Annotated in this window: 25 protein-coding genes; 2 read left to right on the top strand and 23 right to left on the bottom strand. The window is 42.3% G+C overall.

All coding sequences use genetic code 11. From position 1 onward, the window contains the following. Nucleotides 1-4 precede the first annotated feature (4 nt). The 5 genes from CCC71_RS06980 to cobU form a co-directional block, all read right to left on the bottom strand. Nucleotides 5-913 carry a GHMP family kinase ATP-binding protein gene (locus CCC71_RS06980; protein ID WP_226974393.1) on the bottom strand — a complete coding sequence of 303 codons (909 nt, stop codon included), beginning with the start codon at nucleotides 911-913 and terminating at the stop codon, nucleotides 5-7. Between the two features lie 131 nt (nucleotides 914-1,044). Beyond that, the gene (cobS, locus tag CCC71_RS06975) at nucleotides 1,045-1,785 is read right to left on the bottom strand and encodes an adenosylcobinamide-GDP ribazoletransferase (RefSeq protein WP_021841853.1); all 741 of its coding nucleotides are present in this window, start codon (nucleotides 1,783-1,785) and stop codon (nucleotides 1,045-1,047) included. Further along, nucleotides 1,782-2,759, bottom strand: a complete 978-nt coding sequence (gene cbiB / locus CCC71_RS06970) for an adenosylcobinamide-phosphate synthase CbiB (RefSeq protein ID WP_226974394.1) — start codon at nucleotides 2,757-2,759, stop codon at nucleotides 1,782-1,784. Before cbiB ends, cobS begins: the two co-directional genes overlap by 4 nt. Then, entirely contained in the window at nucleotides 2,759-4,282 is a 1,524-nt protein-coding gene (locus CCC71_RS06965; protein ID WP_295240351.1) for a cobyric acid synthase, read from the bottom strand. The genes cbiB and CCC71_RS06965 overlap by 1 nt, the downstream gene beginning before the upstream one ends. Then, nucleotides 4,282-4,857, bottom strand: coding sequence for a bifunctional adenosylcobinamide kinase/adenosylcobinamide-phosphate guanylyltransferase (gene cobU, locus CCC71_RS06960; protein WP_021841856.1), 576 nt, complete (start codon nucleotides 4,855-4,857; stop codon nucleotides 4,282-4,284). The genes CCC71_RS06965 and cobU overlap by 1 nt, the downstream gene beginning before the upstream one ends. A gap of 116 nt (nucleotides 4,858-4,973) precedes the next feature. On the opposite strand from cobU, the gene CCC71_RS06955 reads away from it, so the two are divergent. After that, entirely contained in the window at nucleotides 4,974-5,315 is a 342-nt protein-coding gene (locus tag CCC71_RS06955; protein ID WP_021841857.1) for a hypothetical protein, read from the top strand. 143 nt (nucleotides 5,316-5,458) lie between these two features. On the opposite strand, the gene CCC71_RS06950 is transcribed toward CCC71_RS06955, so the two are convergent. From CCC71_RS06950 to CCC71_RS06890, 13 genes are all read right to left on the bottom strand, one after another. Continuing rightward, nucleotides 5,459-5,965 carry a cob(I)yrinic acid a,c-diamide adenosyltransferase gene (locus CCC71_RS06950; RefSeq protein ID WP_021841858.1) on the bottom strand — a complete coding sequence of 169 codons (507 nt, stop codon included), beginning with the start codon at nucleotides 5,963-5,965 and terminating at the stop codon, nucleotides 5,459-5,461. A 33-nt stretch (nucleotides 5,966-5,998) separates the two neighbouring features. Then, a complete protein-coding gene (ndk, locus tag CCC71_RS06945) occupies nucleotides 5,999-6,409 on the bottom strand; it encodes a nucleoside-diphosphate kinase (protein WP_021841859.1) in 411 nt (136 codons plus the stop codon). 11 nt (nucleotides 6,410-6,420) lie between these two features. Beyond that, a complete protein-coding gene (gene htpX / locus CCC71_RS06940) occupies nucleotides 6,421-7,284 on the bottom strand; it encodes a zinc metalloprotease HtpX (RefSeq protein ID WP_021841860.1) in 864 nt (287 codons plus the stop codon). 153 nt (nucleotides 7,285-7,437) lie between these two features. After that, the gene (gene thrB / locus CCC71_RS06935; protein ID WP_021841861.1) at nucleotides 7,438-8,352 is read right to left on the bottom strand and encodes a homoserine kinase; all 915 of its coding nucleotides are present in this window, start codon (nucleotides 8,350-8,352) and stop codon (nucleotides 7,438-7,440) included. Nucleotides 8,353-8,364: 12 nt separating this feature from the next. After that, nucleotides 8,365-9,654 (bottom strand): homoserine dehydrogenase, encoded by a 1,290-nt coding sequence (locus CCC71_RS06930; RefSeq protein WP_296333350.1) that lies wholly within the window; start codon nucleotides 9,652-9,654, stop codon nucleotides 8,365-8,367. A 121-nt stretch (nucleotides 9,655-9,775) separates the two neighbouring features. Beyond that, on the bottom strand, nucleotides 9,776-10,225 hold the full coding sequence (locus CCC71_RS06925) for an ACT domain-containing protein (protein ID WP_127058088.1): 450 nt from the start codon (nucleotides 10,223-10,225) through the stop codon (nucleotides 9,776-9,778). Continuing rightward, nucleotides 10,218-11,240 carry a lysylphosphatidylglycerol synthase transmembrane domain-containing protein gene (locus CCC71_RS06920; protein WP_021841864.1) on the bottom strand — a complete coding sequence of 341 codons (1,023 nt, stop codon included), beginning with the start codon at nucleotides 11,238-11,240 and terminating at the stop codon, nucleotides 10,218-10,220. The genes CCC71_RS06925 and CCC71_RS06920 overlap by 8 nt, the downstream gene beginning before the upstream one ends. Further along, the gene (locus CCC71_RS06915; protein WP_021841865.1) at nucleotides 11,237-12,091 is read right to left on the bottom strand and encodes a ChbG/HpnK family deacetylase; all 855 of its coding nucleotides are present in this window, start codon (nucleotides 12,089-12,091) and stop codon (nucleotides 11,237-11,239) included. The genes CCC71_RS06920 and CCC71_RS06915 overlap by 4 nt, the downstream gene beginning before the upstream one ends. Nucleotides 12,092-12,336: 245 nt before the next feature. After that, nucleotides 12,337-12,783, bottom strand: coding sequence for a nickel pincer cofactor biosynthesis protein LarC2 (larC2, locus tag CCC71_RS06910; protein WP_021841866.1), 447 nt, complete (start codon nucleotides 12,781-12,783; stop codon nucleotides 12,337-12,339). Between the two features lie 4 nt (nucleotides 12,784-12,787). Continuing rightward, a complete protein-coding gene (larB, locus tag CCC71_RS06905; RefSeq protein WP_021841867.1) occupies nucleotides 12,788-13,567 on the bottom strand; it encodes a nickel pincer cofactor biosynthesis protein LarB in 780 nt (259 codons plus the stop codon). Further along, nucleotides 13,567-14,346: a TrmH family RNA methyltransferase gene (locus CCC71_RS06900; RefSeq protein ID WP_021841868.1), complete on the bottom strand. Its 780-nt coding sequence runs from the start codon at nucleotides 14,344-14,346 to the stop codon at nucleotides 13,567-13,569. The genes larB and CCC71_RS06900 overlap by 1 nt, the downstream gene beginning before the upstream one ends. 2 nt (nucleotides 14,347-14,348) lie before the next feature. Continuing rightward, the gene (locus CCC71_RS06895; RefSeq protein WP_021841869.1) at nucleotides 14,349-16,127 is read right to left on the bottom strand and encodes an ABC transporter ATP-binding protein; all 1,779 of its coding nucleotides are present in this window, start codon (nucleotides 16,125-16,127) and stop codon (nucleotides 14,349-14,351) included. Next, nucleotides 16,124-17,869 (bottom strand): ABC transporter ATP-binding protein, encoded by a 1,746-nt coding sequence (locus CCC71_RS06890; RefSeq protein WP_226974397.1) that lies wholly within the window; start codon nucleotides 17,867-17,869, stop codon nucleotides 16,124-16,126. Before CCC71_RS06890 ends, CCC71_RS06895 begins: the two co-directional genes overlap by 4 nt. Nucleotides 17,870-18,140: 271 nt before the next feature. Between CCC71_RS06890 and tpx the strand changes: the two genes are divergently transcribed. Next, nucleotides 18,141-18,656: a thiol peroxidase gene (gene tpx / locus CCC71_RS06885; RefSeq protein WP_296333347.1), complete on the top strand. Its 516-nt coding sequence runs from the start codon at nucleotides 18,141-18,143 to the stop codon at nucleotides 18,654-18,656. Nucleotides 18,657-18,943: 287 nt separating this feature from the next. Here tpx and CCC71_RS06880 read toward each other — a convergent pair whose 3' ends face one another. The 5 genes from CCC71_RS06880 to mtnP form a co-directional block, all read right to left on the bottom strand. Continuing rightward, complete coding sequence (locus CCC71_RS06880) at nucleotides 18,944-20,551, bottom strand: IS1182 family transposase (RefSeq protein ID WP_156704349.1); 1,608 nt, start codon at nucleotides 20,549-20,551, stop codon at nucleotides 18,944-18,946. Between the two features lie 197 nt (nucleotides 20,552-20,748). After that, nucleotides 20,749-22,083 (bottom strand): amidohydrolase, encoded by a 1,335-nt coding sequence (locus tag CCC71_RS06875; RefSeq protein WP_021842104.1) that lies wholly within the window; start codon nucleotides 22,081-22,083, stop codon nucleotides 20,749-20,751. 91 nt (nucleotides 22,084-22,174) lie between these two features. Continuing rightward, the gene (locus tag CCC71_RS06870; RefSeq protein WP_226974399.1) at nucleotides 22,175-23,419 is read right to left on the bottom strand and encodes an adenosylhomocysteinase; all 1,245 of its coding nucleotides are present in this window, start codon (nucleotides 23,417-23,419) and stop codon (nucleotides 22,175-22,177) included. A 143-nt stretch (nucleotides 23,420-23,562) separates the two neighbouring features. Further along, a complete protein-coding gene (gene mtnA / locus CCC71_RS06865) occupies nucleotides 23,563-24,615 on the bottom strand; it encodes an S-methyl-5-thioribose-1-phosphate isomerase (protein WP_156703946.1) in 1,053 nt (350 codons plus the stop codon). Nucleotides 24,616-24,662: 47 nt separating this feature from the next. Continuing rightward, nucleotides 24,663-25,484, bottom strand: a complete 822-nt coding sequence (gene mtnP, locus CCC71_RS06860) for an S-methyl-5'-thioadenosine phosphorylase (RefSeq protein ID WP_021842101.1) — start codon at nucleotides 25,482-25,484, stop codon at nucleotides 24,663-24,665. Nucleotides 25,485-25,553: the final 69 nt, after the last annotated feature.

Below are 25,553 nucleotides of genomic sequence, written 5' to 3'. Positions count from 1 at the left end.
CCTCCTAACGCTTCATAAAGGTGATACCTTCGTTGGTTGTTTCGACGGTATCTAAATATAATAAATCCGGTAATTCCTGATGGACAGCGGCGCGACAATCAGCCAGCGGTGCCCCGTCGGTGGGGAATAAAAGTCCCATAATTGTGCCGCTATGGGCAATAATCGTGCCTACACTGTTAAAATGATTACCGATTTCATGCAACGCATACAATAATGGTTTATGTAAAATACGCTGATTAGCAAACGCACTTAAGGTGGCGGCCTGGCCGATTAAAGATACATTATGGGTGGCAATCCCTTCTTTAAAAAGAGCCAATGATTCTTTGATGTACGGTTCTTTTTCGGCAATCAGGTCATGAAGCCCGTGCTGCGCATTGAAACTGACTGTATCAATTTCGCCGCCTTCGTCAAAAATCATGATTTTCATAGGCGGACACTTGCCAAGGGGCTCGGTTATTTTTCCCTTGATATAGTCAAACTGAACTACCCCGGGATAAAAAGAAGCATCACTGGGCTCGATACTTAAAGAAATCTCTTTTAGTTCTTCCAAGGTTAGCGCTCGTCCGTAAGCCAAAGCCGTAGCCATGGCGGCTACGCTAATATCGGCACTGCTGGATGCCATACCCTTTCCCTGGGCAATATCGGAACGCACATAAACAGGACTACGCCAAGCACGCTGTACAGCCGGACTATTGGGCAGGGTGCCTTCAGCTACAAAAGAATTGATAACTTTTTGGGCTGCTAAAGCTGCTTTTGGTTGCAGCGAACAATAATAAGGTCTAAGCGGTTGCTTTACTCCGCTTAACGCATAGGAATAGCGATTAATAGGACAGGTAACCAAAAACGGGTGACCATCAATGGACCCTTGCAAAAACTCACCGCATGTCCCTGGTGCTCGTACATAATATGACACCTGTCGTTCCTCCATACTAATATACACAAAATAACACAAATCAATGTAAATACATTGTAAAAGTTTTGTTTGAGGCCGTGTTACAATACAAAGAATTCTTTGATACTAAAAATATTACTTATAAATGATAACTATAAAGTAATACCAACAGCAACAGCGGCCAATACCAATAATAATTCCGATGACTCAATGACAAAGCCGTACGTATCGCCGGTTACGCCACCAAGGTGTTTGGAAATATAGGAATTTAACACTAAATTGATCAAAATTCCTAAACCGAGGAAGATGGCGTAGAGCCAATGGAAATATACAGCCGGTAATAAGGCAATGAGTGTTGTCCAAAGAAGGGTTTGCTTTGGTGAATATACGGCAAAGGCCTTCCCCATCCCTTCGGGACGAGCATAGTGAAAGAGTCGAATACTCAGCACTAAGGAATAGCGACTGATAATCGGCATAAAGAATAAAAATTGTAAAAGTATGGTTGGATTGACATGGGCGATTAATTGCCATTTCAATAAAGTAAGAAAAACAAAGCCAACGACACCATTTGAGCCGACGCGGCTGTCTTTCATAATTTCCAACTTACGTTCACGATCGCGACCTGAAAAAAGACCGTCACAGGTGTCCATGAACCCGTCCGCATGTAAGCCGCCGGTAAAAAGAAACTCGAACACAACCAATAATAAAGCTAATAACGTAATCGGTATATAGGGTACCAACAGCCAATAAATAAGAGCCATGAAGGCACCGATAACAAGGCCTACCAGCGGAAAGGTTACGACGCTTTTACCAAAGTCGTAAATGTCCCATTCCGTCTGATTGACCAATTTTAAACGTGTTAAAAACTGTAAGCCAATAAAAAATGACTTCATAATATCACCAAAATCCTAGTTAATACGGCACTGATAACAACGCCTAGTAAAGAACAAACATACATCATGCCAATCGTTTTTTGAATATGAACACCTCGCATTTTCATGTCCGGATCTCCCATATAGGCACGGAATGTCATGGTGTCGCCGTATTTATTATAACCACCGAGACGAATATGAAGTGCCCCGGCTACCGGCGCTTCCGCATAGCCACCATTCGGACTCGGATGCTTCTTGGCATCACGTAAACCAATGCGCCACGCGTTACGCCAATCATGACGTAAAATAAAGGCAGTTAACGTATATAAGAGAAATGTTATGCGAGCGGGCAGCCAATTTAAAACGTCGTCAAAACGTGCCGCTATACGGCCGAAGTACATATATTTATCGTTCTTATAGCCCAACATGGAGTCCATGGTGTTGGCTGTTCGATAAAATAAGGCACCTAAAGGACCGAAAACAGCAAAGAACAATAAAGGTGAAATAATGCCATCCACCGTATTTTCCGCCACCGTTTCAATGGTAGCACGAGTAATTTCACTTTCATCAAGCTCGGTTGTATCACGACCTACAATCCAGCCTACCTTACGACGGGCTTCTTGTAAATCGCCTTTACGCAACAATTGAGCCAGTTCAAGCCCTGCTTCCGCCAATGAGCGCGGACTGATTGTAATATATACGATAATGACCTGCATGGCATAGCCAACCCACGGATTGATTGTGCCGGCAATTAAAATCAGTAGAAAGCCTATAACAGTCACTGTTAACAATGTTAAAAGTACAGTTAAACCGCCGTATAACAACTTTTTCCCATTACTGTCACGCTCGCCGTAGAGAAATTTTTCATAGAAAGAAATAACATCGCCAATGAGGACCACCGGATGGAATCGGCTTCTTGGGTCACCCACAATACAATCCAGTAAAAAGGCCCACAAAGGAATGAAATAATATGCATTATGTAGAAACCAGTCCATTATGCCTGTTCCTCTAATAATTTGTCGATATAATCCATATCAAGATGTTTTTCCACAATATCAGCTAAGCGATTATAGGCCGCATCTTTATGTTCAAAGTAATGGAACACTTCGTCCAGCGGTTCGAGCCCTTTACGCTTGCGTAAGGCGTTCAAGATTTGGCGACGTAAGCTGTCATTATCCAAAATGCCGTGAATGTAGGTCCCCATAACAAGACCTGATTCATTGACGAAACCATCCATAACAGCTACCGGTTTTTCGCTGCGAGACGTTATGGCAAAACAATCAGCCACAGTACCCACACCGTGGGTGTCCCCCATATGAATTTCATAGCCGCGTAAATTTTCACCGCTATAATCGATGCCCAGGAATGGCAATTTAGTAGTGTTAAACGAAACTTGATGGGTCATCTTCGTGCCCGTCATAGTTGTTTCCGTCGGTAATAAACCAAGGCCGTTAAGTTCCGGAATATCTCCTTCCACACCGTCCGGATCATGGAGTTTTTCGCCGAGCATTTGATAGCCGCCGCACACACCGAATACAGGTACGCCCTTTTTGGCAAGAGCTTTAATATCTTCGGCATAGCCTCGATCTTCGAGATATTTTAAATCGGCCATGGTGTTTTTGGAACCCGGTAAAATGACCATATCCGGTTCGCCGATAGCGTCACCGGGTTTTACAAAGCGTACTGCTACATCCGGCTCATAAGCTAACGCATCAAAATCGGTAAAATTGGAAATTTTAGGTGTTTGCATAACCGCAATGGTAATTTCACGGTTAATGGTGGTGTGTTTTCTTTCAAGGGCTACGGAGTCCTCTTCGTCAATATCCAAATTGTCAATGGCCGGAATTACCCCCACTACCTTGCGACCCGTACGTTCTTCGATAAAATCAAGAGCCGGTTTTAATAAATTAATGTCACCGCGGAACTTGTTAATTACAATGCCCTTTACCAAATCCCGTTCTTCCGGTTCCAATAGTTCTAAAGTTCCCACGATGGACGCAATAGCACCACCACGGTCAATATCGGCTATGAGCATAACCGGACAATTTGTCATTTTAGCTACGCGCATGTTTACGATATCGTTAGCCTTTAAATTAACTTCCGCAGGGCTGCCGGCACCTTCGATGACAATCATGTCAAAATTTTTATCTAAAAAGTCCAAACTTTCTTTTACTTTATCGAGAGCTGTTAAGGAGTAATGGGTGTGGTATTCTTTGGCACTGTATACACCAACCGGTTTCCCCATGAGAACCACTTGGGAGGACTGGTTGCCTGTAGGTTTTAACAATACGGGATTCATCTGTACTATCGGGTCAATGCCGGCGGCTTCCGCCTGTGCCACTTGAGCCCGGCCGATTTCATCGCCCCAGCGTGTTACATAGGAATTTAAAGCCATATTCTGGGCTTTGAACGGTACTGTTTTTAAGCCGCGACGATAAAAAATACGGCAAAGCGCCGTCGTTAAAATACTTTTACCTACATTTGAGCTGGTTCCTTGGAACATGAGTTTTTTTGCCATTATATATGAACCTCCTTAGCCTTTAGCTCTGTGGTAATGCCACTGATTGTTAAATATACTTCATCGGCCGCTTGGGCCACAGTTTGATTTAATAAGCCTGCAATATCACGGAAGAATCGAGCCATTCTGTTTTCCGGAACAATTCCGAGACCCAATTCATTCGTTACAAAAACTACTGTTTTATCGGCTTTATGCGTTGCATCTATGAGTTCTTTGAACTCAGCTACTAATGAATCTGCCAACTCATTGCACTCAGCTTGATTTTGAGGCTCTTTTTTTAGCATAGCATTAGTGGCATACATAGTCAAACAATCAATAAGAATAACGTCGCAGCTGTCTAAAATCTTTGACCATGAAGCGGTTATGTCATAAGGAATCTCAAAATTATGCCATATATTACCGCGCCGTGCTTTATGTTTTCTGACGCGATCTTCCATTTCATCGTCAAAAATCTGACCCGTTGCAACGTAGCCTTTTTGACCGGGCAAGGATAAAACGAGTCGCTCCGCAAATTCACTTTTACCGCTGCGTGCCCCGCCGGTGCACAATATAATTCGACTCTCTACTATCGACATGAGAAATATCCTCTCCCTTACATTTAAATTTAAAGGATTTTGTATATCATAAACCCTTGAAATTATTTCTAGAATAAGTATACAATAAATCAAAGACTGATAAGGAGTGTATACCTATGGAAATGAAAAACTTGTTTGTAAAATTAATGGCCACTTTATGGGAAAATACATATCGTGCCGTGGTTACCGATCAAAATGATCAGTACGTAGCAACGGCTCGCGTTATCGTTAATATTCCCTTAAGTCGTGAAGTACTGCCGGATAACGCCCCCGAAGTGGACCCACAGTTATTGGTACTTGTTGAAGACGGCGCTCTCGATCCCAATAATCTCATCGAATTCGAAACTATTTTAGCGGCGAAAGTTCGTGAAAAATTTAATTATGAAATCATGACGGTCTTCTTCTACTATCCAAGTCCCGAAGATGTGCTCAATAAAGGCACCATAGACCAGCAATAGTCAGTTATTACTAAATCGCTTAGTTTAAAACTATCTATATAACAAAAGAAAAAGCTATGTTACGCGAATAATTCGGTAACATAGCTTTTTTATATTGGTGACCGTATTCACGTGTCAAATTTTATGAAGTTACTGCCACCAACTTATAGTTCAAATTCGGCACGTGCTAACATATAGCAGCAATCGGACAAACGATTTAAATAGCGAATATCCACATCGTGAACGGTTTCACCGGACTCGGCAAGACGCCATAAAGCGCGTTCGGCACGACGAGTTACCGTACGGCATTGATGCAATAAGGCGGAACTTTTTTTGTCGCCCGGTACGATAAATTTAGTGAGCGGTTCCATTTTAGCATCATAGCTGTCAATAATCTTTTCTAAATTTTCAATATGAGCATCCGTGATATTCGGTTCTTGGCCGAGACTGGCCACATCCGCCATAAGCTGCCACAATTCCTTTTCAATATCATAGATAACCTGCTGAATATCTTCATGTTCAGAAAAAGCACGCGCAACACCTAATACAGATTGAAGTTCATCAACCGTACCATACGCTTCTACGCGAAGGGATGCTTTGGAAAGACGCTCACCCGTGTAAAGAGATGTAGAACCTTTATCGCCAGTCTTAGTATATACTTTACCACTCATACTAATCACCTCATTTGTAAAAAGAAAGATATATTACGCTTTGAATTCAGGGAACCAAAGGGCAACTTCACGTTCTGCCGTTGCTACCGCATCCGATGCGTGAACAACATTTTCATTAATAGCCAAACCGTAATCGCCGCGAATAGTACCGGCATTAGCTTTTAACGGATCTGTGGCGCCATTTAACTGGCGAACGGCAGCAACTGCATTATCACCGCTAAGTACCATAGCCAAAACCGGGCCGGACGTAATAAAATCAATCAATTCTTGGAAGAACGGCTTATCTTTATGTTCGTCGTAATGGGCAGCGGCTAACTCACGCGGTACTTGCAATAATTTTAAAGCGCTGATTGTCAAACCTTTGCGCTCATAACGAGCCAAGATTTCACCGCAAATTTTCTTTTTCACTCCGTCCGGTTTTACGAGTACTAACGTGTGTTCCATAAGACTGCCTCCTAACGCATACGACTTGCTAATTCTTTTAATTTTTCAATACGAGATGCTGTACTTGGATGTGTGCTGAAAAGTGAGCTTGCTAAATCTTTCACACTTCCCAACGGGTTAATGATGAACATGTGAGCTGTTGGCCCAAGCTGAGCTTCGCCGCCCGGCAACATGCCATGTTTAGCGTAATAATCGATTTTAGCTAAGGCCGAAGCTAAAGCTAATGGTTTGCCGCTCATTTCGGCGCCCCCTTCATCGGCGAGGTATTCACGGGAACGTGAAATCGCCATCTGAATTAAGGCAGCCGCAATCGGTGCCAAAATAATGGTAGCCAACATTGCGATTGGATTGCCTCTTTCACGGTCATCACTGCTACCGAAGATAGCAAACATTTGCATCATATTGGCAATCATTGTAATTACACCGGCCAGACTGGCAGCCACAGTACTGATTAAGGTATCGCGATGTTTAACGTGAGTTAATTCGTGACCCAGTACACCTTCGATTTCATCATCCGTCAAGAGATTCATAATCCCTGTCGTAACTGCTACCGCTGCATGCTCAGGATTACGACCTGTGGCAAATGCATTCGGCACATCGGAGTTGATGATATACACCTTTGGCATCGGCAAATTACCGCGTTTGGCCAAACCGGCTACCATATTGTATAATTCCGGATTGTCCGTGCCCGAAACTTGCTGTGCATTGTACATTTTAAGTACAATCTTATCGCTATTCCAATAGCTGAAGAAGTTCATAGCCATGGAGATAAGGAACATTGTCATGAGACCGGCCCGTCCGGCGACCAACTGTCCGATCACCATCAATAACCCCGTCATCAATGCCAGTAAAACAGCAGTCTTAACATTATTCATATTTGTTTTGCCTCTTTCTTAAGATAAATGTGTAGCTTGCTACTCAGTAAGCTACGTCCTGATGAATAGACTTGTTTCCTGATTTTAGTAACATTCTATTCACAGTATAATTATATAGTAATTGCTTTCATTTGGCAATTTTATAAACATTTATCATATGTATCGAGCCCCTACCGTATCGGCTTTCAGCACATAAGTACGGCATGGAATATTATTGTTATTAAACACATCACCCATACGCGTGGCTACGGTTTGTGCTGTTGAGCGCGGGCAATAGGCAATTAAGGTAGAGCCGGAGCCGCTGATAGTGGCGCCATAGGCACCTGCTTTGCGAGAGGCCTCAAACACGTCCTCACAATGAGGAATGAGCGTTTTGCGGTATGGCACATGAAGATAATCTTCCAAAGCGATGCGCAAGTAATCCAGTTTATGTTGCAATAAGGCCGTAACAAATAAAGTGGCATGACTTACATTAGCCACCGCTTCTTTATGAGCAATAGTCTTTGGCAAAACGCTCCGGGCATATTCCGTTGAAACAGACACTTCCGGTACCACTACGGCGAAAAGTAACTCTTCCGGTAAGGCCACGGTTGTATATAAAAGTTCTTTCGGATCATTGACGGCACACACAAGATTACCCAATAAAGCAGGCGCCACATTATCCGGATGTCCTTCGATGTCGTTGGCTAAGACTAAGAGTTCATGCGTTGTAAGTGGTTTTGCCAACAAGCGATTCGCTAAGAGTAAACCCGCTACGATGGCCGTGGAGCTGCTACCGAGCCCACGGGACGGTGGAATTACCGTTTCACTGTGAACGTTACCATATATAGGTTCGGAGCTTGCTTGTTGAAATACAGCTTGCATGGCCTGCCCCACTAAATTATAAGTTTGATCTTCTTTGGCCAACGTATCGGCATCAAAGCCGGAAAAGGTATATGTGTTGGCGCTGGCCGTTTTATCGGGCGTGAAGGTAAATGTATTATAAAGCTCCAAGGCGAGCCCCAGAGAGTCAAATCCGGGGCCGCAATTGGCACTGGTAGCCGGTACTTTAACTGTAATTGTATCCATCTGCATTGCCTCCTAATCAGTCATAATAGGAATAACGCTGCCGATTTCACGAACGACGCGAAGATTATTGAACGCATCGATTACATTTGAAATATACGAACGAGGGCAGGACGATGTAACAATAGCTAACGTAGAGGTCGTTTCACTTTCATTACGCTGCGTTACGGCTTGTACGGAAATACGCTGCTCCGCCAGTTTTGATGCTACTTTTGCCAAAACACCGGTGGAGTTGTCTACTAAGATGCGAATGTAGTAGGACGATTCAATCTTACCGGACGCATATAGATTCTTTTCGGAGAAATAGAATGGTTTTAACTGACCAAGGTGGTTAGTTTGGATATTTTTGGCAATTTCCATGATGTCACTTACGACGGAGCTGCCCGTTGGCAAGCTGCCGGCGCCGCGGCCATAGAACATGGCGTCATCGATGCCGTTGCCCTTAACATATAATGCATTATAGGAACCGCGTACCGACGCGAGCGGATGATTGCTGGAAATAAAGGACGGATGCACATTAAGCGACAAACCTTTTTTCGTTTCTTTGGCAATACCCAACAATTTAATGGTGTAACCGAATTCTTTACCAAAGGCAATATCCGTAGCGTCGATTTTAGTAATCCCTTCTACGGATACGTCTTCAAAGAATATACGACGGTTAAAGGCAATAGATGATAAAAAAGCCAATTTACGAGCCGCGTCGAGCCCTTCCACGTCGGCTGTCGGATCTGCTTCGGCGTAGCCTAAAGCCTGTGCTTCCGCCAATACTTCGGCATAGCCGGCGCCTTTTTCAGTCATGTTGGACAAAATAAAGTTAGTTGTACCGTTCAAAATACCAACGATTTCCGTAATTTTATTCCCCCCTAAGGATTCATAGAGGGTGCGGATAATCGGAATACCGCCTAATACGCTGGCTTCGTAACGCAAATCAACGCCGTTTTTACCGGCTAAATCCAATAAATAAGGACCTGCTTCAGCCAGTAAATCCTTATTGGCTGTAACTACACTTTTCTTAGCTTTTAGAGCTTTTTCAACACAATCCCGGGCGAAAGTCACACCGCCCATAACTTCCACAATAATTTGAATGGACGAATCTTCAAAAATCGAGTCTACATCATTCGTAAACTGTGTACCTTCCGGCAACGTAATGTGGCTGTATTTTTCAGCATTACGCACGAAAATTTTGCTGACTTGAATCGATACACCGGTGCGATTAGTGATTAAATCACGGTTTTTAACTAATAATTCAAATGTTCCTTGCCCTACGGTCCCAAATCCCAGTAAAGCGACCTTAACTTGTTCCATCTTCTTCTCCCTCTCTCTTATAAGAGTGCCCCGGCCTATTAAATAAGTCGGGGCTAAGCCTATTTTTCTTTTTTATTAGCCATATTCTTTAATGTTGAAATGAGTGATCAATCTGTTTCGATTAAGCCTGACCTAAAATTTCAACTTTTAAGATACCGCGGATACTACGGATATTATCCAAACATTCTTCTAATGTAGTGGACAAATCCTTGGTTTCAAAGGCAATCGTTACGTTAGCAATGCCTTGAAGCGGAATATCCTGGTTAATTGTCAAAATACTGCCGTTACTTTCGGCAATAGCCCGTAAGATGCTGGATAACATGCCCGGATCATTAGACATGGAAACCGTAATAGATACGATTTTACCTTGGGCAATTTCGTAAAACGGGAATACATAGTCCTTATATTTATAGTAGGCGGAACGACTTAAATCCATGCGTTCAACAGCTTCGTTAATCGTTTTAGCTTCGCCTAATTTTAAAATTTCTTTTACTTTAATCGTCTTTTTAATGGCTTCAGGAAGAATGTCTTCTTGAACCAAATAAAATTTGTCTTTCTTTAACTTAGCCAATGTTATTACCTCCATCTTTTTCCTGTTCATCAGTCATTGCCGCGCCGGCTACAAATTGACGACCGTAGAGGGTAAATACGGAATACATGCCAATGAAAAACGGCAAATACTCAGCCACTACACGCCAGCCAACTGCGACAATTCCGACAGTCCCTAACGGCAAAAATGACTCAAACAAATAAACGAACAAACCTTCGGCTACACCTGTACCACCCGGTGTAGGGGCAAAATACAAAATAAGATTTAATAAAATCATGCGATTGAGGACTTCCACAATCGGTATATCCCATGTAAAGGCCATCATAAGTGCCGGTGCTATCGTATATAAAGCGATAAGACTTAAACCGGACTCAATGAAAACCACTATGGACTGAAATGGTCTGGCATAGATTAAGCTAAACCCTTCATTTAACTCAGCTAATTTGGCTAACCAACTTTTAGGATGACCACTTTGTAACCGTTCGGCTACAATGTAAACAAATCGTTTCATTAAATTGGTCTGCAACAGATATAAGCCAAAAATTGTACAAAGTACCATAATAAATGATACCTGAATCAAAGCTTCGTTGCTGATGTAAGGAATTGTTATGGAGCCGTGTAAAAATATAACCGGTAACATAGCAATTAAGAACAAAATAGAAAATACGGTTCGAATCAGTACAATCGGCGCCCCTTTCATAACGGGTACACCGTAACTCTTAAGGATTAAAACCTGAGCCACCGCGCCGCCGCTGGCACCAGGTGTCAGCATGGCCATAAAATAGTTACCGAATATAACGCGTAAAATAGCTTTAATCGGTAATTTATAGCCGCCCATTTGTACTAACCGCTGTAAACGTAAACCGTCAAAATACATACCCACAGCCAATGCAATCAAAGCCAACAACAGGGATGTAATATTAAAGGTTTCCAGAGTTTGTAACGCTTTTAAATCAATGGTGAAATAAATAGTGAGCCCTGAAATAACCAGTAGCAAAAGCCCTAACAATAGGCCTCGCTTGAGCATCTTATTCATTCACATTCACCATAATTGAGAAGCTGAATCTGATGGAACTTGATAAACTCTTTTACCGGTTCCGCGCACATAGCGGCTAACTCACTTTCCCAGTGATAATCCCAAGGGAATAAAGCGTTGAGAACCCGATCATTATTACCGGGATGAGTCATAATTTCATGACTGCCACGAGTACCGGCTACACGATGAAGAATTTCCATTAATCGTTCTTCCGTGAGCTGGCCGCCACTCATCATACCCCAGAAATAACGTGGTGACCAAATACCCATACGACTTGAAAAGGTGTATGCTTTATCGGCCACTTCCGCCAAACCTACCTTACCGGCAAAACGTCCCCATTGATTAATTCCGTTGCGGAAAAAACGATCTTCCGCAGGAATGCGCATCTTTTTAATGCCGTATTTTTTCAATAAGGAAGTCATAATCGGTGTAATTTGCGGCAATACATGCAAGTGCTGATGTCCGTCCGCATGTGTAATGGCAAGTCCGGAGGATACCACTTTTTCGAATTGTAAATCCAATTCTTGATATACTTCTTCAAAATTAATATCTCCCGATACCGCTTTCTTAATGAATTGCGGATAGGAGGTAAAAAATCGACCGTGCTCGTCAACGAGGCTCGGTACTTTGTCGGCACCGCTTAGTGGTTTAAGACCACCCACAAGGGCTGTGTGGACGCCAATCCCCAAACGAGGATTTTCCTTGGCCATAGCAACTGCTTCGTCAAAAGCATCGCCATTGGCCAATAACGATGTGCTTGTGATAATCCCCTCTTTGTGCCCTTTAATGATACCTTCGTTAACGGCTTGATGTAAGCCGAAATCGTCGGCATTAACAATTAATCGTATCATATGCACCTTCTACTTTTTTAATACTTAATCATTTAAAGAGGATATATGTTATTTTAACATATGTCTATTGGTAGTGTATAGTGGAATTTTACTATTACACACTAATTTTAGGAAAAAATTATAATCAATTAATGAACTGCTGATAATATGACTGTAAAATTTACCGTCATGATGTCTCAAATCACGACAGATGATACTTTTCATCTTGAATTTTAAATAATTAGTGCGAGAGACTATATTTTACACTAAAATACGGGACTTGTTAAGGTGGCCCACACTTCTTTTTCTAAAATTTTTATAGGAATATTTAATGCAAGTGCCGCGTTAGCTAAATCTTCGTATTCAAGGGAAATATTCACCAGTTTTCCGTCGTGAAATGCCTTTTTTACATGTATCTTTTGATTTTTGTAAAAAATCTCTTCAAACTCTCGTTCACAGATTACACGGTCTACCTCAAAATATCGAAAACCGATAGTGGTGGTATTTTCAAAAATCAATTCACTGATATCCTTTAATTGCTCTTTCGGTGCCAACACACTGAGCATAATAGCCGGTCTTCCCTTTTTCATAATAATAGGGGTTAACCACGCATCATTGGCGCCGCCCTTCAGCAAGGTATCCAGTAAAGGACCATATAGTTCCGGATTCATGTTATCGATATTGGCTTCAATTTGAATTAATTGTGAGTTCATACATTCACCTCTGACTGTTAATCATATGAGCCAAACGGCCGGCGCCGAATCCGTTATCGATGTTCACTACACCGACTCCGGCGGCACAAGAATTTAACATGGATAACAAGGCGGCTAAACCTTTAAAATTAGCGCCATAACCAACACTGGTGGGCACGGCTATAATCGGTTTCGTCACAAGCCCACCGATTACACTGGCCAGAGCACCTTCCATGCCTGCTACTACAATAACGACATTGGCGGATGTAATATCATCTAAACGGTGAAACAGACGATGAATCCCTGCTACGCCAACGTCATAAATGCGAGTCACTTCATTCCCCATAAGCTCTGCGGTTACCGCTGCTTCTTCGGCGATTGGAATATCACTTGTCCCCGCTGTTACTACCGCAATAGTACGACCCTCATTGTGTATGACTTTATCACTATGACGATAAATAATGCGACTCGTTTCATCGTATTCAATTTCAGGAATCACAGTTTTTAACGCATCATAAATGCTCTGTCTCGCTCTGGTGCCCATATACGTACTGTAGTGTAAATTCAGTTCTTTTAGAATCGTAATACACTGTTCATCGGTTTTACCTTCACAATAGACCACTTCGGGAAACCCCTGTCGTTTGTCACGATCCAAATCGAGTACGGCATCTTGTAAATTGCGCGACCGTTCTTCTTTTTGAACCGCTTGACTAATCAATTCAGTAATCGATGACTTACATTCTTCTAACTCAAGGGAACCATTTTTATAAGCTTTTAAAATTTGGCTGATGTCCTGTTCATTCATTATAACCAACTCTCTCTCACTGCATACATGCATAAAGCGGCCGCTACCGATAAATTAAGGGACTCAATAGGTCCGTACATAGGTATAGTTATCCGATTATCGGCCATGTTGAACCACGCTTCACTGAGCCCATTCGCTTCATTGCCTAAAAGTAATAAGGTTTGCTTCGCAAATGTTACATCTTGAATAGCCTCAGCATTATCTAAGGCGGTGGCATAGGCCGTTAACTGACTGTTTTTCATTAGACCCACCACATTTTCCATGGTAACATTCTCAAAAATCGGTATTTTAGTGATGGCACTCATGGTGCTGCGAACGGTCTTTTCATTATAAGGGTCTACACTGCCTTTGGTTAAAAAAAGCCCCTTCGCACCGGCCGCTAATGCAGTACGAATAATAGTCCCCAAATTACCGGGATCTTGCACTTCATCAAGTAATACATATAAACCATCGGTAATAACTAAATCGTTAATATCATGATGTTGCTTCTTCACAATGGCAACGATGCCTTGGCCGTTAACGGTAGATTCGATGGTATGCATCAAATCACTGCTCACCGACCATAACTTGATACCTCGTTGTTCCGCCTCCGATATTATTGATTCACAGTTACTGTCTTCTTTTACAAAAATCGTAGTTACCAATCCCGTGGCCATCATATCACTTACGGTACGAAGACCTTCCGCTAAATATTCACCATGTAATTTGCGGTATTTTTTGCGCTGCAAAGATTGTGCATATTTTAATGTTTTATTATCTTTTGACGTAATGAGCTCCAACCTTATTTCGCCTCCCAAAGTGCAAAGAATTCACCCTTTTGTGCAATTAATGATTCATAATCCCCCTGCTCTACAATTTGTCCGTGCTTAATCATATAAATACAATTAGCCGAACGAATAGTCGATAAACGATGGGCAATGCTGATAATCGTTTTTTCACCGCGAATCGTTTCAATGGATTCTTGAATCAATTGTTCCGTATGACTGTCAATATGAGCGGTTGCTTCGTCAAAGATAAGAACCTTGCGATCGCGCACCAAGACGCGAGCTAACGCTAACAACTGCTTCTGACCGGTGGATAATAAAGAACCTAAATAACCAACCGGCGTATTATAGCCTTGCGGCAATCGTTCAATCATAGCGTGCAAATGGGCCTTTTTAGCCGCTTTTATGAGATTCTCTTCCGGAATTGTGTCATCGTAGAGGGAGAGATTTTCACGAATAGTCCCTTTGAACAAATGACTGTCTTGGAATACATAGCCCATGACTTCTCGCAAGACAGCCGGTGCATAATCGGCTGTATCATAGCCGTTGATGCGAATCGTACCTTTAGTAGGACGGTAAAAGCCCATTAATAAGCTCATCAAGGTAGATTTACCGCCCCCGGACGGTCCTACGATGCCTACAAATTGCCCACCGTCGATGGCAATGGAAATATCTTTTAAGGCATAATTATCGGAATCATCATAGGAAAACCACACATGGTCAAATTCAATGGTGTTAATCGTTTTAAACTCTTCCGGAATCGACACTGCTTCAATGGTCGTGTCGGACTCTTCATTAATAATCGGCACCAAACGCTCCGCACCGGCTAAGGCACTTTGCAAGTTATTATATTTTTCGGCGATTTCTTTAATCGGCTGGAAAAATTTATCCATATATTGGATGAAGGCAAATACTGTACCTGCTTCCGTCACCGAATCGAACCAATTGGTAAAACTGAAAATAGCGATAAAAATGACGAACAGTAAGCCGTCCACAATCGGACGGAAGATGGCGAAGGTTTTAACCTCGAATAAACCGGCTTCTAAAAATTCACGACTGATGCGGTCATACTGCTTCGCCATAATCTTTTCACCCACATAGGATTTAATAATGACGATGAAGTTGAGCATCTCCTGCACCGACGTATTGGAAGCCGCCAATTTGGTACGGACACCGCGGAACGCTTTACGGCTGTATTTTTGATAAATAAAAATAATAACCGCCATAATCGGCACCAGTAAGGAGACTAAGGACGCCAATTTTACGTCGATGGCAAACATGGATATTAAAATACCGATAATCATGAGCACACTGCTGCCCAATTTTAACACTACGTCGGTATACAAAGTGCGCAGTGATTCCGTATCATTGGTTACCCGGGTAACCAAGTTACCGATTGGCAATTGCCCGAAATGAGCCGGTGTGCGCGCTAAAATCTTGGAAAATACTATATTTCGAATTTCAAAAATAATGCTTTGACCGAATTTTTGTAATGTATAATTTTGTACAAACAAAGCAATAATACTGAAGCATATCGTCATAAAGTAGATACCGGCATACTCTGTAATAATGCCGATGTCTCGTTGCGGAAAAGCCGTATCGATTACGGTTTTCATCAAAAGCGGGCGCAGTAAGTCGAGGCCCATGGCAATCAATAAAAACAGCGCTGCCCACAAAAGCAGGAAGGAATGCGGTTTTATATATTGTCCTAAACGGCTTAGTAGCAAGATATCTTGATGCTTCGTTAACTGCGCTTCTTCCTGTACCGTATAGGAACTGGTATGTTGCTTGCTCATTGGTCCCCTCCTTCCTCAGCTACACCGATAAGCGGTTCATCAAGCTGCTGGGCATATAAGCGATAATACTCGCCTTCTTTGGCCATAAGCGCTTCATGAGTACCTTCTTCGACAATGGTACCTTCTTTAAAAACAATAATGCGATCCGCTTCGCGGAGTGCTTCCAAACGTTGGGAAATGAATAATAAACTTTGATTACGACCTTGGCGTAAGGTGTTTATAATCGTACCGGCACTGATGGTATCCAAAGCGGAAAAACTATCATCCAGGAGCAAGTACGGTGCATTTTTATAAAGACCGCGAGCAATATTAACACGCTGTTTTTGACCGCCCGATAAATCGGTGCCCCCTTCTTTTAGACGTTTAGCCGCCGGCGCCAGGCGCTCGCTTAAATCACGAGTTAAAGCCGCTCGTTCAGCCGCTTGGGAAAGTTCCAGCGTATGATCTGACGCTTCCCCAAAGGCGATATTTTCACCGATAGTAGTGCCTAACAAATATGGTTCCGGCGGTACATAGGCAATGCTGCGACGCAGCACTTGAAGCGGCATGGACGTAATATCTTCGTCCCCCACATAAATACTGCCTTGCGGCGTATCGTGTAAGCGCAATAGCAATTTAAATAGCGTAGATTTACCGGACCCCGGTCCACCGACGATGCCGATAAATTCACCCGGTTTAATCGTTAAGTTTACGTCGTGAAGCATAGGTACTTTTGTTTCCGGATAGGTAAAGGTTAAATCTTTAACGGTAAGTGTGGTCAATGGTAACTCCCGTTCCTCGTCGGTTGGTTTTTCTTCTTCAATCATGAGGAAATCGTAAATACGATCCAAAGAGGCCAACCCTTTTTGAAGAACCGATAACAAGGAGCCAATACCCATAATTGGGCCGATAATTAAGCTCAAATAGCCGTTGACTGCTACGAAATCGCCTACGGTAATTTCATTGGCAATGATTAAGCGACCGCAGATAAAAATGGCGATGGCGTGACACATAAAAGGAGCTACGAAAGTGAGCGGTGCCAAGATTGAATCAAGGAAGGCAACACGCATGTTCTTGTCATAATTCACCTTGTTAATGTTATTAAAACGCCATAAACTGCGCATTTCACGGTTAAAGGCACGAATCACCGGCATGCCGAGGAATAGCTCTTGAGCGAACTCCGTTAAGTCGCTATACGTATTCTGCGCTTCTTTTTGACGCTTACGCATGCGGCGACTCACGGTGAGCATACCGGTCAGAATAAACGGCATCGGTAGTAAGGTAAGTACCGTCAAGGAAACGCTGATTTCTTTAGCCATCAAGAAGAATGAAAAAATACCGAAAAAGATGGCATCTACTAAAATCATTACCCCCAGGCCTAAGGAAACGCGCAAGGATGTTACGTCATTGGTCATTAAGGCCATAACCTTACCGGGGCCGTTTTTTTCATAATAGGCAGTAGGAATATATAATGCGTGATCAAATAAACGACGACGCAGTAAAAATTCAAAGCGACGAATGGACCCCAACAGCAAATGTCGGGATGAAAATTTTAGCACAGTGATAACAATAGCTAACATAAAAAAGTACCCTATATATGTAGTAAGGCCTTCCTTACCGTAATATAAGGTGTTAATGGCTTCCCCGATGAGGCGCGGAACATATAAAAACAGAATGTTAATCGTAATCAGAATCAAAACGCCCAGCAAATAGACGGGCCCATAACCTTTAAAAAATTGTGAAAAAATAGTCAGTTTTTTCATTATCGTCTCCAAGAATAGTTAGATTTTTTATTTTATCTATAAAAATAAAATGATATATTTTACTTCTATATTGTAACATAGTTTATATCACATCGAAAATCATCAATTTTTATTTTACTTATAAATTCTATCATGCTATACTTAATATGGTAAGCGGAGTTGTACGGCATTTATAAAAATAACCGTCTCCACTTTATGAGGCAGTGAAAATTGTTCTCTGTCAGATAAATTAAACATTAAATTTTGAATTAATCTTAGGAGGTTATTCATTATGGAAAAACGTACCGGTGTAATTACATTCGCAGGCAATCCAATGACATTATTAGGTAAAGAAGTAAAAGTTGGCGACACAGCTCCTAACTTTACTGTTTTAGATAACGGCTTAGGCGCTAAAACTTTGAAAGACTACGAAGGCAAAGTAAAAATTATTTCCGTAGTTCCTTCCCTTGATACCGGCGTTTGTGACGCACAGACTCGTTGGTTCAACAAAGAAGCTACTGAACTTTCCGACGACGTAGTTATCTTGACTATCTCCATGGACCTTCCATTCGCTCAGAAACGTTGGTGCGGTGCTGCCGGCGTTGATAACGTAATCACCCTTTCCGACCACAAAGATGCAAGCTTCGGTGAAGCATACGGTTTCTTGATTGAAGAACTTCGTTTGTTAACTCGCGGTATCGTTGTTATCGGTAAAGACGACAAAGTTGCTTATGTTGAATATGTTCCGGAAGTAACAAGCTCCGTTAACTTTGACGCAGCTGTTGATGCTGTTAAAAAATTAATCTAAGGATTAACTTAATTAACTCACATAGAGTGTCGAGCATTGGCTCGGCACTCTTTTTTTGTCCTATAGGTCCTCACCCACTGAGCTCTATAAGACCCTATTTACCCTATAAGCGCCTATTTTTGTATGAAAAAGGGGCTGTAACGAAATTGAGTTTTTTAACTCACATTTCAGTTACAGCTCTCTTTTCAATTAAAACAAGGATATTTCCAAAATCAACAATTCTGAAAATATCCTTGTTTTTTTGTTTTTTAGCGCACTTAAATAAGCCTTTAGCTTTTGGCTTTTAATTACGCAGCAGAATTAGTTTCGAACAACCGTTGACCTAATCGCTTCTTCTGTATTCGGTTATGCAGCTTCAGTAAATTGTATCCAAAAGCTAATAGTAATAAATCTTTTTCTACGTTAACTTTGCCTCGGTGCCTGAACCTGGTGTATTCAAAATCTTCTTTTGTTATGCCAAAAGCACCTTCCACCTGAATAGAACGGTTTACTCGAAGTTGTAAGCCATAGTCACTATCAAATACAGCCTTGTTTTTGGCTAATAATTCGCGGTAATCAGTAGCAATATATATCGTCTTATTCCCCTTAGGAAGTTTTCCGAACTTAAGTTTTTGGCATTCCTTACGTAAGCCACAATAATTGCAGTTTTCACACCGGTATACTCGGTTTTGCTTAATGAAACCGGTCTTACTTTTGTTTCTGCGTATGTATTGGAATCGTAATGTACGGCCTTTGGCACAAGTAAATGTATCGGTCGCCTCATCATATACCATGTTATCCGCTCGACCAATATCTTTCTTATACTTTTTCGTTTTACTCAATTCATATGTACTTGGTTTAATACAAGTTTTGTAATCATGAGCCCATAACCATGCCAGATTTTCGTTGCTGTCATAACCGGCATCAGCTACCACATATTGAAAGTGTTGTTTGTATTGTCCTTCTAATTGTTGCATAAATGGAATTAAGGTGTTCGTATCTGTAGGATTTGGAAATACGCCAACGCCCATAATATATTCACTATGAACAGCTAGTTGAACATTGTAGGCCGGTTTTAATTGGCCGTTTAACATATGATCTTCTTTTAGTCGCATAAACGTAGCATCATGATCAGTTTTAGAGTAACTGTTGCGAGAGCCTAGAATAGCTAACTTTTCATCATATTCATTTCGCTTGTCACGCAAGGCTAAACAGGATTCAAAAGCTCTTTGCAATGGATGTTTTCGTTTACCGGTACCGTGTACAAACTCAATTTGCTTTTCGCGTATGGATTGCTCCAGCAAAACCAATAGTTCATCTTCAGTCATATCTGAGACGTCTATGTCCAAAAGATTTTGTATTTCATATTGAAGAACTAACAATTTATCCGGTAACTTAGCATAGTGCTTAAGAATTGCCTTTTTCCACACAAAGGTGTATTTATTTGCATAGGCTTCCCATTTAGTTCCGTCGATGAATACTTCAGAAAAATCTAAGCTGTCAAATTCACTTAATGCTTGAATAAATTGAGATAACAAATCTCTAAGTACATCAACAGTTAAGCGTTGAAAGAATCGATGAAATACCATATGAGACGGAGTCGGATAGCCCTGTAAGAGCCACATGTAATGGATATTTTTAGTGCATTGCTCAGCAATTTTGCGAACAGATACAATGCCTTCGGTCATAGCTAACACATAGACTTTAAACAAAAGATGGGGAGGTACTAAAGATTTTCTTCCTTTTGAAGAATATAAATGCTGCAACCTTGTATAGTCCAGTTCCTCCAATACAGCATCCAGTAATCTCACCGGTTCTTTTGGTCCGATCTGAAAGCCATAATCCAATGATAAAACTACTTGGCGAAAGCCAGAAAGTTTAGTATAATTGCCTTGTTGGATATGGTTTCTGTTCATAAATTAATTATACCAACAAAGAAGGCTCTTCGGGGCCTTTTTTCTTATACAAATATAGCAAGAATGCGGCTTGAAGACACTTTCGTATCTTCAAACCGCATTCTTGTTTTTAGGGGTGTATTTCGTTACAGCCCCTTCATTTTTAGCTCTCATTTTGGTTGGCTGAGAAACCGTTTTTATATGTAAATTATACAATATTATTGTTTAAATATCTCCGTCTTACTCATCACATCATGACGTAATTTTTCTTCATCGATGGTAAGTAATTCGCGGTCTTTCATGACTACTTTGCCCGCTACAATCGTTGTCTGAACATCAGACGAATTAGCCGCATAAACCAAAGAGGCTACATCATTGTAACGTGGTAACCAATGCATGCCCGTTACATCGTATAAACAAAGATCGGCGCGATAGCCTTCTTTAATGAGCCCCAAATCGTTATAATCAAGTACTTTGGCCCCTTCAACGGTGCCTAATTGTAAGGCTTGATGGGCCGGAATGGCTTTTGGATCAAAGTGAGTTGCTTTATGGAGGGTTGCCGCTAAGCGCACTTCTTCAAGCATATCGGCATTATTGTTGCTGGCGGAACCGTCGGTACCGAGACCTACGGTAATACCTTTTGCGAGCATAGCCGGCACATCGGCAATGCCGCTGGCTAATTTAAGATTGGACTGCGGATTGTGAGCGACACGCACGTTTTTGGCTTTCATGATATCAAGGTCTTCATCCGTTAAATGAACGCCGTGAGCCGCCACACAGCCCGTATCAAAGACGCCTAAATCATTGAAGTGAGCAATCGGAGTTTTGCCGGTCGCTTTAATTACATTCTCCACTTCCCCTTTAGTTTCACATAAGTGGATGTGAATTTGCGCCCCCAAGTCATGGCTGAGGTCCATGACTTTTTTCATATATTCATCGGGACAAGTATATGGCGCATGTGGCCCAAGCATTACTTTGATACGGTCATTGTCAAAACCGTGCCAATCATTGAATAAATGACGGCTATCCACCAAGGCTTGTTCGGCTGTAGGTGCTACCCCGGCCATACCGCGTGATAAAACGGCACGAATGCCGGTTTCTTTTACCACCTTGGCCGTATCGTTCATGAAGAAATACATATCGCTGAAACAAGTGGTGCCGGAACGGAACATTTCAGCGATACCTAAGCGTGTACCAACTTCTACCAATTCATTGGTTAACTTAGCTTCGGCCGGCCAAATGGCCTTTTCCAGCCAATCCATGAGTTCCAAATCATCCGCATAGTTACGGAATAAGCCCATAGCGATGTGGGTATGAGTATTGACAAGCCCCGGTGCGGCTACACGACCGTGACCGTCTAAAATGAACGCCGCATTGCCGCATTCTTTAGTAATTAATTCTTGACCGAATGGCGTCTGACTTTCTTCTTCGGTCAAAATTTTATCGATATACCCATCTTTAATAATCAAAGTTACGTTACGCAACATGTCTTTGCCGGATTCGGCACTTTCCCCGGTAATGCAATCAATATTGCGAATTACAATATCAGCCATTTATATCTCCTTTAGTTGAACCGCTACCAACGTACTCTATTCGTATTACACGACACAATCGTTTGTGCCTATAACCCCAGAGCGCCGTCTCTTATTGAACTTTATGCAAATAATCGTATTGTTCTTGAGTCAAGGCATCTAAATCGTAGCCCATGTTCTGCAATTTAACTTTAGCAATACGAACATCCAGTTCATGCGGCAAAATATGAACCGTTGCTTCCATATCTTTACCATGGTCAAGCAAGTATTCCGCAGCCAATGCCTGCATAGCAAAGGACAAGTCCATGATTTCCGCAGGATGACCATCTCCGGCGGCGAGGTTAACAAGACGCCCACCGGCTAATAAATAAAGCGTACGACCATCAGCTAAGCTATAACCTTCGATATTTTTACGAACATTTTTATGAGACACAGCCACTTCGGCAAGTTCCACACCGTTTACTTCGCAGTCGAAATGACCGGCATTACACATAATGGCTTTATCTTTCATCACTTCAAAGTGTTGTTTGCGGATTACGTCTTTACAGCCGGTTACGGTGATGAAAATATCGCCGATTGGGGCTGCTTCAATCATAGGCATTACTTTAAAACCGTCAAATACGGCTTCGATGGCTTTAATCGGATCCACTTCGGTAACGATAACATGAGCGCCAAGTCCTTTAGCACGCATAGCCACGCCTTTACCGCACCAGCCATAGCCGGCTACGACTACATTTTTACCGGTAACGGTCAAGTTAGTGGTACGCATGATGCCGTCCCATACGGATTGGCCCGTGCCGTAACGATTGTCGAAGAGGTATTTACAATAAGAATCGTTAACAGCAATCATTGGGAAAGTCAATTTATTTTCGTTAGCCAACGCATGGAGACGATGCACGCCCGTCGTTGTTTCTTCGGAACCGCCGATTAGACGTTCTTTAGCGTCCGTACGGGTGGTGTGCAACAAGTTTACCAAATCCCCACCGTCATCGATGATAATATGCGGTTTATGGTCCAAGGCTTTATTTAAGAACATGAAGTATTCTTCTTCGGTGCAGTCATGCCAAGCATATACGGTGAGACCCATATCAACGAGGGCTGCCGCTACATCATCTTGAGTGGACAATGGATTGGAACCGGTTACGATAACATCAGCGCCCGCTTCTTTTAAAATAGTAGACAAGTACGCCGTTTTAGCTTCCAAATGAACGCTTACTACGACGGTTTTGCCTTCAAATTTATGACTGGCTTTGAATTCTTCGCGCAAGCTGTTAAGGGCAGGCATAAAATTGGACACCCATTCAATCTTCTTGCGTCCTTCCGGTGCCAATTTAATGTCTCTGATTAATGATTCCATGATAACCTCTTCTTTCTTGAAAAACATCTATAGTAAAACCGATATAAGTAGATTTTGTAGTAATGAGTATGTAAACATAGGTAGGCCTGTTTTAGACTCAACTATATTATTTGAAATCCATCAATTGATTAATATAGAACGCGTTAGCGTACAAGCTTCTTTTGTAAATCTTCAATCGCTTTATTGTAAGGTGCTTTTAAAACGCCTTCTTCGGTAATAATAGCACTTACAAGTTCATGCGGTGTTACGTCAAAAGCAGGGTTCAAAACGTCGATTCCGTCCGGTGCGGTCGGGATACCGGCAAAGCATTTAACTTCATCAGCACTGCGCATTTCGATTGGGATGTCACTGCCTTTAGCCAAGGTAAAATCAAAAGTGCTGTACGGTGCGGCTACATAAAACGGAATATTATGGGCTTTCGCCGCCAAGGCTACGCCGTAAGTACCGATTTTATTGGCCACATCCCCTTCCGTAGTGATGCGGTCGGCACCGACGATAACAGCATCAATAAGCCCCTGTTGCATAGCATAAGCAGCCATGTTATCGGTTAACAAAGTAACAGGAATACCGTCATGGTGAAGCTCAAAAGCCGTTAAGCGAGCGCCCTGCAAAAGTGGTCTCGTTTCATCCGCGTATACCCGTTCTAATTGACCGTTAGCATGAAGTTCACGAACCACGCCAAGAGCGGTACCCAAACCGGCTGTCGCCAAAGCACCGGCATTACAATGCGTTAAAATGCGTATGCCTTTTTTTCCTTCGAAAAGAGTGGCCCCCGCTTTAGCCATAGCCGCGTTTAAACCTTGGTCTTCCAAATCAATAGCTTTTGCTTCCGCTTCGATTAACGGCAACGCGTTAATCATGGTGTCGCAAGGGAATACGATATTTGTTACAATACGGTCAATGGCCCAAGCCAAATTAATGGCGGTAGGGCGTGTCTCTTTTAACGTATTGGCAAACGTCAAGAAATTAGCTCGCTGCGTTACTTCATCAGGTGCCGATTCAATGGCCTCACGGGCAGCCAAAATAAGACCGTAACCGGCGGCCACCCCGATGGCCGGTGCCCCGCGGACACGTAATTTTTTAATGGCTTCTGCCACCTGACGCCAGTCGGTACAATCGATATATTCTTCCCGGTTCGGTAATTTCGTTTGGTCTAATAAAATCAAAGAATTACCATTCCAAGTAATGCTCTTCATAGATTCACTTTTTAAGGTATCCAATGTATGAACTGCTTCTTCTAAACTCATAGTAATTCGCCCTCTTTACCTAAGGCCGCTTTAAAACCGCCGTATTCGGCCAAACGATGATGACATGGTAAATCCTGATCCGGATTAAGTTTTTCAATCGTGCGCAAAATCAAGGCTTTAAATTTATCGGACATTTCCGCCATGATATCGAGTACTTCCTGATGCGTTAGTTCAGTCGGCGAAATACCGGCGGCAAAGTTGGTTACCATAGAAATCGTAGCATAAGCAATTTCCGCTTCGCCCGCTAATACCACTTCCGGAACATTCGTCATGCCCACCGTATCGGCGCCCAGCATTTTGAACATCTTAATTTCAGCCGGCGTTTCAAAACGAGGACCTTCCGTGCATACATAAGTACCACCGTTATGAGCGTCGATATTGAGTTCCGACGCTGCTTCCATAATCACCTTGCGAAGAGCCGGTGAATAAGGATTACCAACGCCTAGATGAACAACTTTTTTACCGTTGCCGTCAAAGAAAGTAGATACACGAGATTTTGTAAAATCAAGAAATTGATCAACCAAAACGAAATGGCCCGGAGCAAAATCCGTATTTAAAGAACCTACCGCCGTAGTGGATACAATCATGGTTACGCCCAATTTTTTGAGGCCCCAAATATTGGCGCGATAGTTAATCAAATGAGGCGGAATGGAATGACCTTTACCGTGACGGGCCAGGAATATAAGCTGTTTACCCTTATAGCTGCCGCTGGTATAAGCAATTTCACCATATGGCGTTTGCATAGTCTTTTCTTCAATATTTTCAAACATAGATGGATCGTACACACCGGTACCGCCAATAACTGCGATTACACCCATTATAGTCACCTCGTCTTATCTTTCTTTACAATTAGCTTTTTACTAAAAAAATAAACCTCCGGAGCCTGA

This window comes from Veillonella sp. LMAG:90 (genome assembly GCF_008679445.1).
In the GTDB taxonomy this organism is placed as follows: domain Bacteria; phylum Bacillota; class Negativicutes; order Veillonellales; family Veillonellaceae; genus Veillonella_A.
The sequence above is the reverse complement of the archived record's forward strand: the minus strand, read 5'-3'. Positions and strand labels throughout refer to the sequence as shown.